We start from the raw sequence: 18365 nt of genomic DNA on the forward strand, positions 1-18365 counted from the left end.
TCCAATAAATTAATCTAAAGATTGTGAAGAAATGTACTTAAAGTAAAGGGAGCTTTAGTTCAACAGTCGATTTCTTAAAATCGGCTTTATTTATGGGTGAAAATTACATTACCGTTGTAAATCCGCATTTTCAGGACTCTACCCCTAATAAGCTTACAAGATTTTCTACCGAAACATTTCCTTCTTCTCCTGGACCAAAGTTCCAAGCTCCAGAAAAAGCCGGGCCATGTGTAAGAATTTGTGATGTTAATAAAAGATATCCGCTCAATGGTTCTAACACATGCTGCCAAGGACGAATTGATTTTGGTGATCGAATGGAAATCGGTTTCCCTTTTTCTATTGCACGTACACTGTCTGGTATAATTCGATCTTCTGCCCAATCTCCTCCTCCAATTACATTGCCTGCCCTAACTGTTGAAATGACCTTTCCATGCTCACTAAATTGATTCTCATTAAAATAAGAGTTTCGATAGGAAGCTACTAATAGTTCACAACAAGCTTTACTGGAACTATACGGATCGTACCCACCTGCTGGATCAATTTCTCGATAGCCCCAAACCCATTCTTTATTTTCATAACATTTGTCTGTTGTAATAAAGATACCTATTTTTGTTTCTTCCGTTTTTCTTATTGCCTCTAAGATATTCATAGTCCCCATTACATTTACGTCGTACGTTTCTTTAGGGTGACTATAAGAATATTTCACTAAAGGCTGCGCCGCTAAATGGAAAACAATTTCTGGTCGATATTGCTGAAAGACATTATCTATTGCATTTTGATCTCTTATGTCACCTCTTATATCAATTATCTTATTTTCTATACCCGATAGAACAAATAAGTCATTATTTGTTATTGGATCTAAAGAATAACCAATTACTTTAGCACCTAACATGTTTAACCATATCGTTAGCCATGTGCCCTTAAAGCCTGTGTGACCTGTCACAAGAACTGTCCTATCCTTAAATGAGTCCGCAAAATTAATTGTCATTGATCAATCCCCCTCCTTTTCCATTTTCATTTTGTTTATACCAATTTATTGTGCGGATAATTCCTTCTTCTAACGAAATGTTAGGTTGCCAATTAAGGAGATCTTTAACTTTAGAGATATTAGGTTGTGGTGTCATTCGTTCATTTTCTCTATATTTCAATGCCCCATACTGTGGTTGTAAGTCTGTATTCATATGAGAAAAAATGGCATCAACGAAATATTTAATTGGATATACTTCACCACTTCCAATATTAAAAATCTCATTCTTAATTTTGGATTTACTACAGCCAGCAAAAATGCATCAATTACATTTTGAATATAACAATAATCCCTTAGTTGTTCACATGGTGTTAACAAGACTTCATTGTTCTGTAAGATTTGTTGGATGACATAACTAAATAACTTATGTGATTCCTCTGATTCTCCAAACAAATTAAATGGCCTAAATGTAATAAGATTTATTCCTAACTGAGACGCTAACTGATGGGCAATTAAAGTGGCTGATGCTTTTGTACTACCATATAAATCTAATGGTTTTAACATCATTTCCTCATGAATAGCTTCATTAGATTCACCATACTCTGAGCTAGAACCAATATTTATAACTTTTTCAAGATTTTTACTGTATTGTGCTGAAAAAATGAGATTGGCAGTTCCTTGTATATTTACTTGAATAGCTTCTAGATAATTGTCTTTCCTACTGTTAACCCCATATGCAGCGAAATGAAAAATAACATGTGGTTGAAATTGTTTCATTGTATTCTCTATATCAGAATAATTAGATATATCACCTGTAAATTGATGAATTTGAGATAAACCATTTTTTAGTCGCCATGGATTGGAGTTTTTTCTCGTGAAAACGGCAACCTCACAATCTTTATAAAGTCTAGTTATAAGGTGAGAACCAATAAAACCGTATCCTCCTGTTACAAGAATTTTTTTATTGGTAAGTGTGTTTTGATTCATAACTAGACCTCATGATAATGACTAACATGTAATGGGTTCTTTGCAGAATAGTTTGAAGAAACTGGAGTGCAGAAAGGTGAGATATCATAAATTCCTATTATATCTCTAAAATTTCTCGTAATATTTATTAAATGGTGAATATAAGGTATATAGATATAATTTAAGACTTCTTCAGAAAAGGATAACTTCTCAAGCTTCCAAAGATCATAATGTTCCTCATTTATCATGATCATACTGCCAAAATGATAGGAAACTAATAGATTTCCGTCTATTGTTAATGTACTATTCTCTTTAGAAACAGTATGTTCATTTTTCATGACTAAGTTCCATGGAGCAACATTAATGCCCATATGATCAATGATTTTAATATTGGAAAAAAGCTTAGGTATTGACTCTAAATATTTCTGATCCCCCCAACTATCATACTGGGGATTATATTCATTCGAACAATGATCCATACACTTCTCTTTCCACCAATCGAGAATTGTAAGAGACATATCATCGCGTTTAAATCCAATCAATCCGGCTTGATACTGTCCATGAATATTCTCTAATTCCGTTGTACCATTTTGTTTACTTAAGAAAATGGAGTAACTTCCCCATTCATTCATTAATTCTAAAGGGTTATTAAAAAAGTAGTTATCACTATCACAATAGATAATGTGATCTATTTCTTTCACTTTATTTAAGACATACTGACATAACGGGGCCTTTAAAGTCCAACAATATTCATTTATCGCACGTTCTTTTTTCACTTTCAGTAGTCTTTCATCTTCTATCTCTTCTAGTCGAATGAGAGATACATGCTGTAGGTTCATTTCAGTTAATATTTGGTGTGTTGTTTTGTCTATTGTTAATATCCACATGTGAAAATTTCGCATCTTTTGATGAATTGAACCATATAATGCCAACCCTTTTATTAAATATTCCTCACTCATAATCACTGTGAAATTCATAAAGTTATCCCACTGATCTATTTCGCGACTTAATTTAGAATATTTATAGTAAGTCTTTGCATTAGATGGGTTTTCTTTCTGTAATCCCTGTTCTAAAATATGCTTATCGATTTGTGAAATTTTATTGATACTTTTACGAATCGCTTCTAGATAAGGAACATACACGTTATTAATAATCTTACGGTCTATTTTTAAAGTATTTAATGACCATAAATCAAATTCTGAAAAATTGTAAATGGAAAGACAGGCAAAATGAAAAACAATTAATGGGTCGTTCTCAATATAAAGTCTGTTTTCATTTGTAGTTAATTTATAATTATTATTGTAGATTGTATTCCAAGGAGCTGCATCAATCCCTAAATGTGATGATATTTTAACTCTAGGAAAAAATCTTGTTAGATCATCTAAATACTTTTGATCACCGAATCTATTATTAGAAGATTCTTTATAGCACCACTCTATACATTTTTCCTTCCACCACTTAAGTGCCTCACGACCGTAGTGATCATTTTTAAACCCTACTAGACCTGCTTGAAATTTACCGTACTTTTCCTCAACCCAATCTAAATCTCTTTGTGGACATAAATAGATTGATTTTTCTTCCCACTCATTGAAAATAGGTTTAGGATTTGAGAAAAAATATAAATCTCCATCTACATATACGATTGAAGCTAAATTGTAGTTTTCTAGTAAATATTCCATTAGCGGTGCCTTTAAAGTCCAACAATATTCATTCGTTTGTCTTGTTTTTTTAACTTTTCTTAGTCTGTTGTCTTCCAAATCTTCAACTTTAACTAAAATCATATTTTCTAAAGTTAGTTTTGAAAAAATTGAATAGGTCAGCTCATCGATACAACAAACAAATAAATGAAATTCATCCGTATATTTCTTGATTGATTCGTATAAGGCAAGCACTTTAAAAATATATTCTTTTCCAGATATAACACAGAAGTTATATGGTTTATTTACTATAGTTGGTTCTTCTACAATCTCTTGTGTTTTAGATAGTTGATCATACCTGTTTTCATTTACTGGTTCTAAAGAATCCTTTACATGGTGACTAGTTAGAATCATAGGTTCTTCTAGTTCATCATAATTATTGATACTGTTACTTGAAACAACGTCGATTACCTTTTCTTCACTTTCGTTGTTCCACCATAACTTAAAATTATTTACTAATTTTCCAATATAATCACTCATTTTGAATATTTTCCCTCCTTTCTATGATTTCCATATTTTATTTGCTTCAACTAGATCTTTCGGTGTATCAATCGACATCCATAATCCATCATGCTCGTAGATTGCTAGTTCTTCATCTTTGATCAAATTCTTTAATGGATTCTCTTCAAGAACACATTGTGGATCATCACTTAAATAACGAAAAAAGTCTCGATTACATACGAAGAATCCTCCATTAATGATTGAGTTCATCTCAGGTTTTTCTACAAATTTTGTTGCAATCCCGTTTTCTAATTCTAGAATACCGTATTGACTTTGTTTTCTTATTCCTGTAAGAGTAACTGTTTTCCCTTTTTCCTTATGAAACTGAATCAATTTATCAATATTAATATCTGATAGTCCATCCCCATAAGTGAGTAAAAAGATATCATCATCTACATATTTCTCAATATTTTTTATTCTAGCGCCAGTCATAGTTTCTAAACCGGTATCTGCAAATGTGATGGACCAATCTTCTATGTTATTTAGTGGAATAGGGTTGTTCTCGTTCAATACTAGCTCTAAATCACTTTCCTTCCACTTGTATTCAATGAAGTATTCTTTAATTTTTTCTCCTTGATATCCAAGTGGCAAAATAAATTCATTATATCCATATTGACTATATAATTTCATAATATGCCAAATAATAGGTTTACCATTTACCCGTGCTAGTGCCTTTGGTATATTTTCTTCCAATCCTCTCATTCTAAGTCCCTTTCCACCGCACAAAATAACAACTTTCACTGTCATCTTCCTTTCTATCAATTTATTGGATATGTTATTCCATTTTTTGCTTATTGTATGAGGTATATATACTGCAAGGGAGAAAAACCATACTAAAAAACTAGTATTTATAGGTGATTGATATATAATGTTATTTACAAATAGGAAATATTACCCTTTTTTATTATTGATACCATACTTAATTTCTAAGACTTATAGAATACACCATTACTTTTGTGTCATTCGGATATCCCAACCTAATGCAGTGAGAAGCATCTGCTTTAGAAATAAAAAGAAAATTTTTAACTTTTTCACTTTATAGCGTTTCGTGCTCATACCTTTAACAAGACTGAGGCCTTCTTTAAGACGGTTCGTTTTTATAAGTCGATCAGCATAGTCCAGTTCTAATTTAGCCAAATATTCCCTCAATTCATTTGAGGCCTCTACCTCTTTACTTCTTAAACTATTTTTTATCGTTTCAATTATTGGATAGGGTTGTGATGTATGGAGGATTGTACACATACTATTTGGAAGTCCACGATAGTAAGTAACTTGATTTGTATGACTATATGCAATTTGATCATGAACACTAATTCTAAACCACATATCTTGGTCTTCCCCATGGTGATGATTAATCGCAAAAAGGCCTACTTTTTCAAACGTCTTCTTTGGAATAACGACTGCTGAAGAGATAATGGGAAGATCCCTAAGAACACTCTTACAATATTGATCGATTAGACCCTCCCATGGTATTGGAGGAATAGATTCAATTTTTGGTGTAATTTTTCGACCGTTTTGTAAAATGATTTGATATGCCGTAGCATATGCTCCTGCTTCTGGATATTTCTCGATTAAATGAAAGACAGTCTCAAGAAATGTAGGTTTCCATTCATCATCCGCATCTAAAAATGCGATTAGACTAGTTTTTGCTTCCTCTATCCCTCTGTTTCTAGCCGCAGAAGCTCCTGCATTGTTTTGTTGAATTACTCGAATACGCGGATCTCTAATTTCCGCCACAATATTATAGCTGTTATCTGTTGATCCATCATCAATAATCACAATTTCAAATGTTTGAACAGTCTGGCTCAAAACAGATTGTACTGCTCTTTTTATATAGTTTTCCTTGTTGTAAAGTGGTATGACTACTGTGACACCGAGCATAGTGCTCCCTCCCAATTTTTCATTGCAAGTTTTTGGGCATTTGGAAGGGGTAAAATTGGTGGAATGTACTTATCGTGCAAAATATTCATAATAGATGAATACAACTGCTCCTCTTCAAACTGAGTTGAATCAATTGTAAAACCGGTGTTTGCCTGAATTTCCTTTGCCCAACCCATGCATTTTGGATGGTAGGATAAGATCACTGTAGGAGTTTCCGTCATATAACCAAAAATACAACTATGAAGTCTCATCCCCACAATCCCTCTACATCTTGAAATTAGGTTTAATACTACAGCTGGATTATGCTGATAGGGAATTCGTGTGACTGGAATTTCTGTGTTAAGCTTTTTTATGATTTCGCTGTGAATATCAAAATCTCCTAATACTCGGTGACCGTTAAAGTCAATAAAAATTAGTTCTTCAACATCTTCTAATGTTAGACGATTTAACACATTTAAGATTTTTTCGAATCTTCTTTTCTCGACATCAGTATTTAAGCCAATATATCTTTCATAATGACATAATGAAATAGCTAGTCCTCTTCTTTTTGATGAACTATTATTTAGGTTGTTACCTTGTTGTGAAAATGGAAAAAGTGGAGCTAGATCAAACGTTTTCTCAATGTTTAGATCTGGTGCTAAACTTTTTACAATATTGAAGCTATCTTCATCACGTACGCCAATATAGGAAAGCTTATTTATAAATTTCTTACATGCTTGTTCTGCTCCACTATCTCTAAATGGACCAAAGGAAACACCTAATGCAATCGCAGCTTCTCCTCTACTTAAATCAATTAAGTCTGCGTCTCGCGTCAATTTATCCGTTGAATGAAAGACAGATCCTCCCCCAAAAACAATCATATTAGATGTTAATGCATGGTAATATAATCTCACTAAATTTTCACTCTTACTTTTTTCTCTCTCCACATACAAGGGTAATACAGGTAGTTCTTTTTCAAAGCTAGGGATACGAACTGAAGTTGCCAGTATTTTATTAGATTGAAGAAATTGGTTGCATCCCCAAGATGCTGATGCTAATAGCACATCATCACCAGTGTTGTACTCACCGTAATAACCAGATAATAGAATTTTCCTCATATTATCTCTCCCTATTTTTTAAATTAATGTACGTAAACAAATATACTAGTGTTCTGGACTTAGAAGTAATTAATGAATCTGTCTCGTTCCGATAAATATACAAATTCATATGTTATTAATGTATGTTTCTTCTATTTATTAGTAAAAGGAGGGATAAGTTCTGTTATTTAAAAAGTTAAAGCTACTATTTATTACGAAGGATTGGTCAAGTGGAATCGAACGAAATAATTACTATCTCTCCCAATCGTTAAGAAAGCTGACGAAATTAACTATTTGGGAAGAACCAGGTAATATTCATGAAATACTATCTACTCTTGATTTTATTCCTGATTTTATTTTATTAAACGATTTACGCCCATCAAGATGTCCCGAGATAAAAGGATTGGATACATGTGATATTCCTATAGGGATGATTATGCATGATTTGCAGTACAAAACGAGCTATCGAAGGCAATTTATTGAAGAAAACAATATACTGTATCTATTTACACATTATCGGGATAGGTTTTTAGAGTGGTTTCCAGAATATGAGGATAGAATGATTTGGTTCCCTCATTTTGTTCATACAGATGTTTTCAAAGATTATAAACAAGAAAAAGAAATGGACTTTCTATTAATGGGCTCAACGTACCCCCCAATCTATCCACTACGAGCAGCTATTCTAGATGGGATGAAGGATCTTCCAAATTTCACTCTTCACGAACACCCAGGATATGATAAAGGAAACTATCACGAAGAGGATTATTTTGTAGGCCGCAGGTATGCAAAAGAAATCAATAGAGCCAAAATTTTTTTTACCTGTGATTCCATATATCAATACCCCGTTATGAAATATTATGAAGTACTTGCTAGTAATACTCTTCTATTAGCATCCCATTCAAAAGAACTGGAAGACCTTGGGTTTATACCTGACATTCACTTTGTGGAGGTCAATAAAGAAAACTATTATGAAAAAGCTATGTATTACCTAGAAAACTACGAAAGTATTGGAAAAGATATCGCTAAAAATGGGTACAATATGGTTCGCAAAAAACATTCTGTCCGCACAAGAGCGAAATTTTTAGTTAAAACAATAAAAAAAATCGTAAAAGATAAAAAGTATAGGAAGGAAGGGAGATGAATTTCAAGTTGAAGTTGTTATATATCGGTTATTTAGGTTTTAATAATGTCGGAGACGAAGTATGCTATGAATCTTTTATCCAATCGATCAACAGATGGTCAAACTCTGTAGAGAAAGTTATTGCGTATGATATTAAGGAAAATAAAGGCATAAAGGATATACAAAGCAAAGAATCGATTGACGCTGTAATCTTAGGTGGAGGTTCACTTTTTCAAGGTGATATCTTTTTAACACTTGCTGAAGAAGCAATCGAGTTGGAATTACCCTTGTATAGCTATGGTACTGGAATCGATTATTTAACCGAGGAAACTTTATCTAAATATATAAATGGAGAGTCTTTTGAACCACCATCTTTTTTTGATAATCGAAAAATTAATGCACATCGGATTAAAAAAGTAATTGAGTCTATAACATATACTGGAATAAGAGGTCCTTTAACCCTTCATTTTATAAAAAGCTTAACACCAATTAAATCATCTATTGAGATAATCGGGGATTCGGGCTTTATTTATAGTCCAGATTCTGATCACTATATAATGAATCATTATTTATTTCCTATTCAAGGTCCACTAATTGCCATTAACTGGGGGACAACATTTAATAAACTTTTCGGATATAATGAAGCTTTAGTAGAGGATCAGTTGGTTGAAAGCTGTTACTACTTGATATCTAAAGGGTATCATATCGTAATTTATCCAATGTGGGACCAAGATATTGAATCATGTAGAAATCTTTACCACCGTCTTAATAACAAAGATCGAGTTACATTCATTCCTGAGGTATGTAGCTCATCACAAATATTCTCATTTCTAGGCAAATGTCACTTTTCAATTAATTTAAAACTGCACGCAAATATTTTATCTGCTGCGGCCTTTACTCCATTCATTCAGTTAGCTTACCGTTCAAAAGGTTTTGATTTTGCTTTATCTGTAAATCAAGTAGAAACCACATTATATACCCATTCCTCAAACTTACTTGAATCGATTAAAGAGAAAGAGGAAAATTTTACCCATTATCGTGAAAATTACATTGATACATTAAAAGCGGAAAAACAAAAATACACTGAAAAGCATAAAAGGTTTATAGAAAGCTATTTTTAGTTGCGATAAATTCTGCACCTTCTGATAACTAACTGCATAAATCATTTACTAAGTGAATTTTTTAATTTGGAGGTAACTATGAACGAATCTCAACATATCTCCCCCTTTTTAGAACCAACCATGAACAAGTACCTGCTGGTAAGTCGTATTTTAGGTGAAAACTCTGCTAAAGCCCAAAGACTCATGGCAATAAGTATTGAATTAGTTTTTCTATATTTTGATTCTTAGATCAGCATATTAAGTATAGAAATATTTTCACATATCCTCTCTTTTCAATTAAACTAATAAAAAAGCGCAATTGTCATTATATTAAACAAGGCGCTTCTTTATTAGTTGTCTTCTTTTGGACTTCAATTGCTACCAATCAATATTACATTTCCGAATGCATTTGGTACAAAGAAATTACTTGAATTGTTTACTCTATTCCTTCATCATGTTAACATAAGTGGTAAGTCAAAAAATGGGAAGGTACATATGGAATTAGGTACCAAAGTAATCTTTAATAGTGGAATTCATTTCATTTTTTTCGACCACGGAAACGGACTTTGTGAAATTCAAAGCAGGAAATCTAACGCAATATCACTAGCAAGAACAAGCGATTTAATTTATGTGATTAAATAAGCCAACATATCGTTGGCTTTTTTTGTTTTACATTAGTCAAAAATTTCAAAATTTCATCTCAGTTTGTTATATAATATTGAAATAAGTTTATTTGAAGGATGGTAACAATATGGTAGATTCCACACAGAATATAATAAAGCCTAGTTCTGAAGAAGAAAGATTTCGTATTTTAGTAGAACAGGTTAGTGATTGGATATGGGAAGTCGATCAATATGGTATATACACATATGCAAGTCCAAAAATATATGATATTTTAGGTTATTTACCTTCTGAAGTAATTGGTAAGACTCCTTTTGATTTAATGGAACCAGAGGAAGCGAATCGTATAGCACCGATATTTGAATATCATGTTGCAAATAAGCTTCCCATTTCAAGCTTAGAAAATATTAATCTACATCGCGATGGACATGAAGTTGTATTAGAAACTAGCGGTTCCCCTATTATTGATGATAATGGAAATTGCGTAGGTTATAGAGGAATGGATCGTGATATTACATTAAGAAAACAAAATGAACGCAAACAACAGCAGCTTTTAGAAATTATAGAAGCGAGCCCCGACTTCATTGCCACTTTTGATGTGAATGGTAAAAGTTTGTACTATAATCCAGCAGCACGTAAAATGCTTGGTATTAATGAAGAAGATCATAATAGTCATACCGTAACGGACAGATGGCTTACTAACTTACCAAAGACAGAAGGTATTCCTACCGCAATTAAAATGGGTCATTGGAAAGGTGAAACATCGATTAGTAAAGAGGATGGATCAGAAATACCCGTTTCACAAATTATTGTGGCACATAAATCGGAAAATGGGACTGTTGAGTTTTTATCAACCATCGCACACGATATTACGGAAAGAAAAGAGCTTGAAAAGGTTGTTTAAACACAAGCACATTATGATGCTCTAACTAATTTACCTAATAGACGATATTTGCATAAAAAATTGACAGAATTAATGGAACCTATCTGTAAAAAAAGATTTGCTATTATCTTTATGGACTTGGATAACTTTAAAGATATAAATGATAGCCTCGGACATGATGGTGGAGATCACTTATTAAAAATGATCGCAATTAAATTAGAGGCTTCTGTTGAGGAAAATGATTTTGTTTGCCGTTATGGAGGAGATGAATTTATAATACTGCTAGAAAATACTCATCATAATTTTAAGATCAAAAAAATAGAAGAACAGATCATAAAGTTGTTTCAGCAACCATTTTTAATCGGAGGAAATACAATAAAGGTAACTGGAAGTATGGGGATTAGCATCTTTCCAGATGACGGAACAGATTTGGATCTACTCCTAAAAAAGGCAGATACTGCTATGTATAACATAAAAAATGATGGGAAGAAAAAGCATTATTAAATGATGTTTATATTAAAGTAATCTACTTCTAAAAAAAAATGAACCTATTTAAATAGGCTCATTTTTTTTGAAATGTTGCCAGATTCATATCTAGCAGCATAAATAAAATTAATCATCATCATGTTCATCTGTTTCAATTTCCATAACAATTACCTTACCGGTATAAGCATCTATCTCAATATTCGCTTTTCTATTTGTGTTTACAACTTCTATTTCATAGATATGGTGACTGTCTTCATTATCTAATTCCAATTCTACAATGGTTCCCTCAAAATTATTTAAAGCAAACTTTTTCGCCTTTGCACTGCTTATGACAGTTTGATTGGGAGTTACACTCTTATTGGGATCAACATCTTCTGCTGCATTCTCATCCTGATCATCGTCACTATTGTTTACCTCTGTTTCTTCCGTTTTCTGGTCAGTTGCGACATTTTTATTTTCTTCTATTACCTTTTGGGAAACAGCCTTTTCTTCAAGGTTTAGTACTTCACCTGTGTCTACATGAATCTTTTGTTCATTCATATCATTTTGGTGTGTGACATTAGAATCTGTTCACATTCCTAAAGTTTCTCTTATAATATTTTCCAGATATAGAGAGTTTGTTATTTTTTTATTACATTCACCACTGTCTTTACAAATAAGATTGCCGATAGACCTAAAATAATCCGGATTGTTAGACTTTTTCGCTTTTGTTACAGCAGAAAAATAGGAAACCTCTCCAGTACATTTGCATAAGGAACAAATATTTTTTTTAGGGGTCGAAGAGACTTTACATTCAATGCCCACCAATTCTCCATCAAGATCATATATAATATACTTTCTATTAGATCTTAGATCGTTCCAACTTAAATAGGTCAACTGGCTATGGTCAACTTTTAATAAATCCGGTAGCTTTAACTTTTTATTCTTTGGAAACATCTTTTTCAGTTTTTGTTCGGTGATTTCTGGAAATGGTAACAAAAACTCGTTAAGATGTTGAATATATTGTTGGTATTCCTCATCAGTTTTCAGTACGGATAGATCCAATATTTTTTGCTGTTCTAATGAAACATTAGGAATTAAGTCTAAGATTTTGGCGTTACTTAAGTCTTTTAATGAAGTTAAAACTGAAGTAGGTAAATTCTTCTTAGAACTATCCTTTATGAAAAGCACCTGCTTTTTAATAAAATTATAGTGTTCATTTTTTAAAAATTTGTCAGCCATCACATGACACTCCTATCAATTCGCTTATATCCTTAAGAAATATTTTAAGAAGTGCAAGTAACTAATAAAAGGTGGAAAATGATTTAGAAATGTTTTTTACATAAGAAATCACTGATGAAAATGATTCACCAGTGACTTTTTTACTTTCTATGTGAATAAACAATTTTTTTAATTGATTCAACTGAAAGATAATATTCCTCAGAAAGTTGTTGAATGCTATTGCCACTATTAAAAGAATTTCTAATAGCTGAATTACGCAAATCAAGCAGCTGTCGCCCACCACTTGAAGTTCCCCATTTCTGATATTCCGTTTCAGGCTTAGGAATATAAATGGTTTCCCCTTGGACATATTTCTGGATTTCCACAATTAGCTTTTCAGGTAAAACTTTAATTGCATTCAAATATTTCACTTTTGCTCGCTCCTTATTTATATTTTCGAAAAATAAGGTGCAAAGCCAATTTAGTAGAAAAGCTTATTCAGCGATTTTTAAATCATTCGCCCCATGCAAAGTATCGCCTTTCCAATTATAGGCTTTGCATGAGTGGAAGAAGTACCAGACAATCTTATGTGATTCTCCATAATGTAAGCACCCCCTTTAATTTAACATTATATCTAAAATTTTTATTAAGTGAACTTAAGCACTCGTTTATTAAATTAGTCCCCTAAACACTATATTTAAATCATTTATTCTAGTTTAAAATTCAACATACTTCTTCCTAATAGTTTATTTTCTTCTTTCCATAGAAACTCTACCGCATACTGGGAGCCAATCTTTTTTTCATCAATTTTAATATCTAACGGAGTATTGTCAATGTTTAAACTTTCCTTTTTGATCACTTCAAAATTCTCTGTATCTATTTGAAGTAAGTTTATGTCAGTAGGCTGTGGTTTCATATTATACCAATCAATATGTATTTCATCACCGATTTCAACGTCACCAGAGTGAATGTCAGGGTAATTATATTTGTTATTTTCACTACAATTATTCCAACATACTTCCTCATAACTATAATCAAATAACATACTATCTGTTTCTGCTGAGTTGATCTTTTTAATCGAAGGTATTTCCATAAGTGTAAACACTGGAAGTTTTCCATCAGTTATTTTAGTTTGCTCGTTTGTTTCTTCAATTACAATATTGCCTACATATTGAGCCTTGTTATCTGGATCAATAAATTCAACTACTAATACATAATGACCTTCGTTGGTTGGAAATTGAAATTCTCTATTATCCTTCAAATCCAGATTGATTTGTTCTTCTCCATCTTTCCAAAGTTCAGCTGTTATCTTTGGGTTTCTCCAAATATCTCCACCGTTATCTTCGTTCTCTTTAAATTCTAAAAAAGCTTTTTGGTTTGGAGAAACACTAATTAAATCTTGTGATAACCCAAATTCTTCGATATTATCTATTGTTTCTTCTACATCTACACTGGATGAACTCCAACTAATATTTGCTTCTTTCAATTGTGTTTCTACATCTTGCATACCAATTTCGACGTGTAAATGAGCCGTAGGTACACCAACATCATAATCCTCACCAAAGCACCCTGTTAGAGCAAAAATAAAAAGCATTCCTACGAGTAATTTCAAGAGTTTTTCCATAATAAGTCACCCCCTGGTTATTGCTTACACCTAACAAACATAAGTCCGTACAAGGATCTTCAAGAAGTAAGTAAGCAACCAAACCGCTTTAAGTTATGTGTCATTAATTACTCCAAAGAAACTTTCTATTTATTCACATTTATAGCCATCAATATTTTAACATATAGATTCAAAATATGTTTTTACTTATCGATATCAACTGCATTATTAGTTAATTGGAACCTTTATAAGTTTTTATTCTGGAATATCCAAATTTTGTAATGCATCTAACAATCTATTTTGTATCTTTTCATCATCACTTACATAAAAGACCAATATATTACTTAATTCATATGCTTTGTGTTCTACCAATTCTGCTGCTGCTGTTGTCTCTTCAAACACTTGAACTCCCTTTTCTCGATCATTTGACGAAGGAAAAACATAAACAGATAAAGTATTATTTTCTAAAATATATACTTCAGGAGTGATATCATTTAATTCTTGAATAAAGAAGTTCTCACTTGATAAATCTTCTTTTTGTAATTCAAAACCTTGTTCTGTTATGACAGTTTTTACATCTTCTAAAGTAAGATTGATTGTGTTAGAAGACTTTTCTTCTACTTCTCGTTGGCTGCAAGCACCTAAAATTAATATAGTTAGTATGTAAATTAATAATTTATTAATCATCTAATTAACTCCTATGGTTTGATGAAGTTACTACTATTGACTTCAAAATATATACATTATTAAAATAAGCGTTTCCGGCTTTTGTGGAAACGCTGTTTTATTTGAATGAATCTACTTTTTCTTAATAGTTAAAATGACTATAAGGTTTATCAAGACACCAAACATTAGAGAAATAGAGAAATAAACACTTATAATCCCAATACTAAAGCCCCCTTTAATTACATTAAAAGATGCAAAAAGTAAAGGTATTAAAAAAACGGAGATTGCCAAAATTATAAGCGTAATAGTTGGTAGAAACTTTTTTGAGTAAGAAACTTTCATCGTCCAATAGGCAGACATTAAAATTATGTCTCTTCACCATTTTCTGTGATAAACACCTATCCCAGAAATAAGTTAGCTTGATTGTGTCGCAATCAAACTATCTCCTTCTTCAGCTTGTAGACTACTTAGTTAGTAACTTGGATGCGGTCAAGTGCTTTCCTTGACGGCATCCAAGTTACTAACTACCATACTGATAGCTGAAGAATAAAAGAGAGTTATGCTACTTGTTTTTTATAAGTGTTTCCTGTACATTCCAGAAATACACGTAATCTAAACCGTTCTAAATTTCTATAACCATAGGCTCTTCTTTTAATGTTTTTAACCTTATGGTTAGTACCTTCGGTCCTTCCGTTTGTATATCTTGACAAGAAATATTGAAGAATTTCAGCTTTCCAATTTTCAAGGGTTTTAGCTACCTCATGAAAAGAAGGATATGGACTACTCCATGCAAGTTGAATCCATTCTTCAAACGATTCTTCTGCATCATTATAATTATCAAGTTTATACATTTCTCTGAAGGTTTCCTTAAGGTAATAAGCTGAAGCAAGTAAAGGATATTCTTCTAATAACTCATCTAATCGGACTTTTTGTTGTTCAGATAACTTTTCATACCCTTTTAACAATAGGAATCTGGCTTTCTTTAACTTAGGGTATTTCTTTCTGACTTTATCTAGAGCTTGTGTAACTTTTTGAACAACATGATACTTATCAATCACTATCGAAGCCAAAGGAAATAAAGATTTAATTGCTTTGTGAAACGGATCCCACATATCAACTACAACCGTTTTTACAGCTTGAGATGATGAAATGTAATTTGTTAACAACTGAGAGGTAGACTCATAACTACGTTGATGAATCATACCTAGAATGCATCCTAGCTTTGCATCAAGAAGTACCGTTTCATATCGATGACCCTTTCTAACGGCTACCTCATCTAGGCTTAAGACAAGGTCATCTTTGTCAGTAGCGTGTGTAATTGCCTCTTTGTGAATAAGTGCTTTTTCATGAGCCACTGAGTAATAGATCCTTTCTAAAGTGGTATATGGAATATGGTATTTCTCACTAACATGTTTAATGGTTGTATCTTGGCAAAGTTGATACAGGTGTTCACGGAGACGATTAGTTTGATGTTTACCAGGTTCTATTGAATCGTAACACTCTGAAAATACTTCAGAGCAATTTAAACATCTATACCGTTTTACCTTAATAAGCAGATATACTTGCTTATTTAATATATCAAGATCTCTTACTTTTCTTGTCCTTCTATCATGGACAAAAGAAGAAAGAAAACCACAAAAAGAACAACGTTCTTTTACTGAATTCTTTTGAACAACAACAACATAACTGGAAGTCAAATCTTCCTGTTTAACAACTTCAAATTCTGGCAAATCTAGTGATACGGAAAGCACTTTTGGATCCTCCTAATGTGTAGTTTGGTCGCTAACATTATTGCCAGGATTTCAAAAGTGTTTTCTTATTTTTTTCTTATCACAAAATTTGGTGATGAATCAAAATTATTAATAAAGGTAATAAGAATGCGATAAGAATATTTTCCATTGATGTATCCAATAACATCACTCCATTGTGCACTTTCATGCATTTCTTTTCCACCAGTACCTTTAAAGGATTTCAAAAACACCTATTACTTTCTTCTAATACTAATATTAGGAGTATAAATTTACTGAGAACCTGCATTATCCTCCGTTGCTAGATTACTTAATGTTTCAGCCAAATAGGCAAACGTAAAGTTCTCACCACAGATACGCTTTACCCTTTCTTTCCAGGAGAAACGTTGATTCGGTTTAATGTATTTTTCAATTAGTTCATGAAAAACCTCTTGATTTTTATATAGACTTTTTATTTTAAAATTCCTCCGAATCATATCTCTAATTGCTAACGCGAAGATGTAATCCTGAAAAAAAGCTGGATTCTCAATATAAAACATCTCACTAGCAGGGTGAAAGGTTTCACCTTCATATCCAAATACAACTTTATAGCATCCGTCTGCTATGTCCTGGTAGCTTCTTTCTTGATTTTTATATAACTCATATTCAACTAGGCTATAATAGTAATTAATTTGAACCATTTTAAAATCAGTTAACATATTCACTTCTTTTATTTGTGCTAATACCTCATCTGTTAGTTTAAAGTTCCTTTTTAAAAACTCTTCATCCGTAATAATTGTTTGAAATAACTCAGCTACAGATTCTGCAGCGATGCTTGAATAAAAACGGTAGAGTTCTGGATACTCAAAGGAACTATAGTGGCCGTCTAATGTGTGACCCATTTCATGAACACCAGACAAAAACGCAGAAAAAGTGTTACGTTTATTTACTACTAATTTAAGATCATCTGGGTTTATGTTGATGGCAAAACCACCATAAGGAATTTCCAAACAATCAATTGAAACAGGAATGTTCTGTATTTGTACTCCCAGACTACTTACAGCATCGCTTAGCACTTCTTTTAGTCGCTCAGACGAAAAGATACTACCTCTTATACTATGAAAATTAAAAGTTGTAAAATAATGATCATAAAAATGTATTTTCTCCCAACCAAACTTTTTATTGATCTGATTAGTCCAGTAGGTTGAAGACTTCTCTACATTCTCTAGTAAGGCATTCATCTCCTCTATATATCTGTCTATATCAATTTCTTTTAAGCTGCATCTAAATTTATAATAGTTGTCATATCCGTAATCCTGAGCAAGTTTATTTCTTTTTCGGATAAGTTTTCTGTATAATTCTTCGTTTTCTCGACCTATTCTTTTAGATTCAAGAAAAAGCTCTTTTCGAAGGTTTCGATCTGGATTGTCCATTATATTTGAGTGAACAGTGCCCAAGTTATACTCTTCACCTTCAACTTTAAACGTACTTTCCAACAGTTTTTTTTGCAATGCTTGTTGTATTGCTACCACTTCTGGATGACTATCAAGTGATTCTTGCTTCATCTTTGATAAAAATACTTCAATTCTCCTTAACCAAATCGGATCTTCACTTAATATTTCTTTCCATTTTGTAAAGGTATGTATAAGCTCTTTATTTGTCATTAATTCGTGTTTAATCTTTTGAATTTCCTTGATTCTTTTACTATTATGTTCTTTTGAATACATAAGATAATAAATATACTCTTCTTCTTGGTATAATTTATCCAGGTTTTCAATTGCAGTTTTGTAAGTTGATTTCCATTCGTTAACGTCTGTAATATGAGTTAATCGTTCAAAACCTAAACCCATTACTTAACCTCCTTTATAATG

At 32.2% G+C, this 18365-nt stretch carries 16 protein-coding genes and 3 pseudogenes; 5 read left to right on the forward strand and 14 right to left on the reverse strand.

What is annotated here, in order from left to right:
- Positions 1–145 precede the first annotated feature (145 nt).
- The 6 genes and pseudogenes from rfbG to LPC09_RS13000 form a co-directional block, all read right to left on the reverse strand.
- Positions 146–988 (reverse strand): annotated as a pseudogene (gene rfbG / locus LPC09_RS12975) (CDP-glucose 4,6-dehydratase); the annotation flags it as partial.
- Positions 978–1954: pseudogene (locus tag LPC09_RS12980) on the reverse strand (NAD-dependent epimerase/dehydratase family protein). The pseudogenes rfbG and LPC09_RS12980, both read right to left, overlap by 11 nt.
- 2 nt (positions 1955–1956) lie before the next feature.
- Positions 1957–4110 (reverse strand): glycosyl transferase, encoded by a 2154-nt coding sequence (locus LPC09_RS12985; RefSeq protein WP_231307466.1) that lies wholly within the window; start codon positions 4108–4110, stop codon positions 1957–1959.
- Between the two features lie 21 nt (positions 4111–4131).
- Positions 4132–4872 carry a sugar phosphate nucleotidyltransferase gene (locus tag LPC09_RS12990; protein ID WP_231307467.1) on the reverse strand — a complete coding sequence of 247 codons (741 nt, stop codon included), beginning with the start codon at positions 4870–4872 and terminating at the stop codon, positions 4132–4134.
- 207 nt (positions 4873–5079) lie between these two features.
- Entirely contained in the window at positions 5080–6012 is a 933-nt protein-coding gene (locus tag LPC09_RS12995; RefSeq protein ID WP_231307468.1) for a glycosyltransferase family 2 protein, read from the reverse strand.
- Positions 5994–7109, reverse strand: coding sequence for a polysaccharide pyruvyl transferase family protein (locus LPC09_RS13000; protein WP_231307469.1), 1116 nt, complete (start codon positions 7107–7109; stop codon positions 5994–5996). The genes LPC09_RS12995 and LPC09_RS13000 overlap by 19 nt, the downstream gene beginning before the upstream one ends.
- 382 nt (positions 7110–7491) lie before the next feature.
- Between LPC09_RS13000 and LPC09_RS13005 the strand changes: the two genes are divergently transcribed.
- The 5 genes and pseudogenes from LPC09_RS13005 to LPC09_RS13025 form a co-directional block, all read left to right on the forward strand.
- Positions 7492–8229 carry a glycosyltransferase gene (locus LPC09_RS13005; RefSeq protein WP_231307470.1) on the forward strand — a complete coding sequence of 246 codons (738 nt, stop codon included), beginning with the start codon at positions 7492–7494 and terminating at the stop codon, positions 8227–8229.
- The gene (locus tag LPC09_RS13010) at positions 8226–9329 is read left to right on the forward strand and encodes a polysaccharide pyruvyl transferase family protein (protein ID WP_231307471.1); all 1104 of its coding nucleotides are present in this window, start codon (positions 8226–8228) and stop codon (positions 9327–9329) included. Before LPC09_RS13005 ends, LPC09_RS13010 begins: the two co-directional genes overlap by 4 nt.
- Before the next feature lie 78 nt (positions 9330–9407).
- The gene (locus LPC09_RS13015; protein ID WP_231307472.1) at positions 9408–9557 is read left to right on the forward strand and encodes a hypothetical protein; all 150 of its coding nucleotides are present in this window, start codon (positions 9408–9410) and stop codon (positions 9555–9557) included.
- 502 nt (positions 9558–10059) lie between these two features.
- Positions 10060–10833 carry a PAS domain-containing protein gene (locus tag LPC09_RS13020; RefSeq protein ID WP_231307473.1) on the forward strand — a complete coding sequence of 258 codons (774 nt, stop codon included), beginning with the start codon at positions 10060–10062 and terminating at the stop codon, positions 10831–10833.
- Between the two features lie 15 nt (positions 10834–10848).
- A pseudogene (locus LPC09_RS13025) lies at positions 10849–11316 on the forward strand (diguanylate cyclase domain-containing protein); the annotation flags it as partial.
- 108 nt (positions 11317–11424) lie between these two features.
- Here LPC09_RS13025 and LPC09_RS13030 read toward each other — a convergent pair.
- The 8 genes from LPC09_RS13030 to LPC09_RS13060 all read right to left on the reverse strand — a co-directional run bounded on the left by LPC09_RS13030 (position 11425) and on the right by LPC09_RS13060 (position 18344).
- Positions 11425–11838 (reverse strand): PepSY domain-containing protein, encoded by a 414-nt coding sequence (locus LPC09_RS13030; RefSeq protein ID WP_231307475.1) that lies wholly within the window; start codon positions 11836–11838, stop codon positions 11425–11427.
- 30 nt (positions 11839–11868) lie between these two features.
- Positions 11869–12519: a FusB/FusC family EF-G-binding protein gene (locus tag LPC09_RS13035; protein WP_231307476.1), complete on the reverse strand. Its 651-nt coding sequence runs from the start codon at positions 12517–12519 to the stop codon at positions 11869–11871.
- 140 nt (positions 12520–12659) lie between these two features.
- Entirely contained in the window at positions 12660–12929 is a 270-nt protein-coding gene (locus LPC09_RS13040; RefSeq protein WP_231307477.1) for a CD3324 family protein, read from the reverse strand.
- Positions 12930–13204: 275 nt separating this feature from the next.
- Positions 13205–14122: a hypothetical protein gene (locus LPC09_RS13045; RefSeq protein WP_231307478.1), complete on the reverse strand. Its 918-nt coding sequence runs from the start codon at positions 14120–14122 to the stop codon at positions 13205–13207.
- A 234-nt stretch (positions 14123–14356) separates the two neighbouring features.
- Complete coding sequence (locus LPC09_RS13050) at positions 14357–14788, reverse strand: hypothetical protein (protein ID WP_231307479.1); 432 nt, start codon at positions 14786–14788, stop codon at positions 14357–14359.
- A gap of 536 nt (positions 14789–15324) precedes the next feature.
- On the reverse strand, positions 15325–16518 hold the full coding sequence (locus tag LPC09_RS13055) for an ISL3 family transposase (protein ID WP_231307480.1): 1194 nt from the start codon (positions 16516–16518) through the stop codon (positions 15325–15327).
- Positions 16519–16583: 65 nt separating this feature from the next.
- Positions 16584–16709, reverse strand: a complete 126-nt coding sequence (locus LPC09_RS27365; protein WP_269217391.1) for a hypothetical protein — start codon at positions 16707–16709, stop codon at positions 16584–16586.
- Positions 16710–16787: 78 nt separating this feature from the next.
- The gene (locus LPC09_RS13060) at positions 16788–18344 is read right to left on the reverse strand and encodes a gluzincin family metallopeptidase (protein ID WP_231307481.1); all 1557 of its coding nucleotides are present in this window, start codon (positions 18342–18344) and stop codon (positions 16788–16790) included.
- Between the last annotated feature and the right edge of the window lie 21 nt (positions 18345–18365).

Origin of the sequence: Metabacillus sp. B2-18 (assembly GCF_021117275.1) — a bacterium.
In the GTDB taxonomy this organism is placed as follows: Bacteria; Bacillota; Bacilli; order Bacillales; family Bacillaceae; genus Metabacillus.

Coding starts and splice junctions, on each gene's coding strand:
- LPC09_RS12995 (WP_231307468.1), bottom strand. CDS start 6,012: ATGCTCGGTGTCACAGTAGTCATACCACTTTACAACAAGGAAAACTAT.
- LPC09_RS13010 (WP_231307471.1), top strand. CDS start 8,226: ATGAATTTCAAGTTGAAGTTGTTATATATCGGTTATTTAGGTTTTAAT.
- LPC09_RS13050 (WP_231307479.1), bottom strand. CDS start 14,788: ATGATTAATAAATTATTAATTTACATACTAACTATATTAATTTTAGGT.
- LPC09_RS13000 (WP_231307469.1), bottom strand. CDS start 7,109: ATGAGGAAAATTCTATTATCTGGTTATTACGGTGAGTACAACACTGGT.
- LPC09_RS12985 (WP_231307466.1), bottom strand. CDS start 4,110: ATGAGTGATTATATTGGAAAATTAGTAAATAATTTTAAGTTATGGTGG.
- LPC09_RS13035 (WP_231307476.1), bottom strand. CDS start 12,519: ATGGCTGACAAATTTTTAAAAAATGAACACTATAATTTTATTAAAAAG.
- LPC09_RS13015 (WP_231307472.1), top strand. CDS start 9,408: ATGAACGAATCTCAACATATCTCCCCCTTTTTAGAACCAACCATGAAC.
- LPC09_RS13060 (WP_231307481.1), bottom strand. CDS start 18,344: ATGGGTTTAGGTTTTGAACGATTAACTCATATTACAGACGTTAACGAA.
- LPC09_RS13030 (WP_231307475.1), bottom strand. CDS start 11,838: ATGAATGAACAAAAGATTCATGTAGACACAGGTGAAGTACTAAACCTT.
- LPC09_RS13020 (WP_231307473.1), top strand. CDS start 10,060: ATGGTAGATTCCACACAGAATATAATAAAGCCTAGTTCTGAAGAAGAA.
- LPC09_RS13045 (WP_231307478.1), bottom strand. CDS start 14,122: ATGGAAAAACTCTTGAAATTACTCGTAGGAATGCTTTTTATTTTTGCT.
- LPC09_RS27365 (WP_269217391.1), bottom strand. CDS start 16,709: ATGCATGAAAGTGCACAATGGAGTGATGTTATTGGATACATCAATGGA.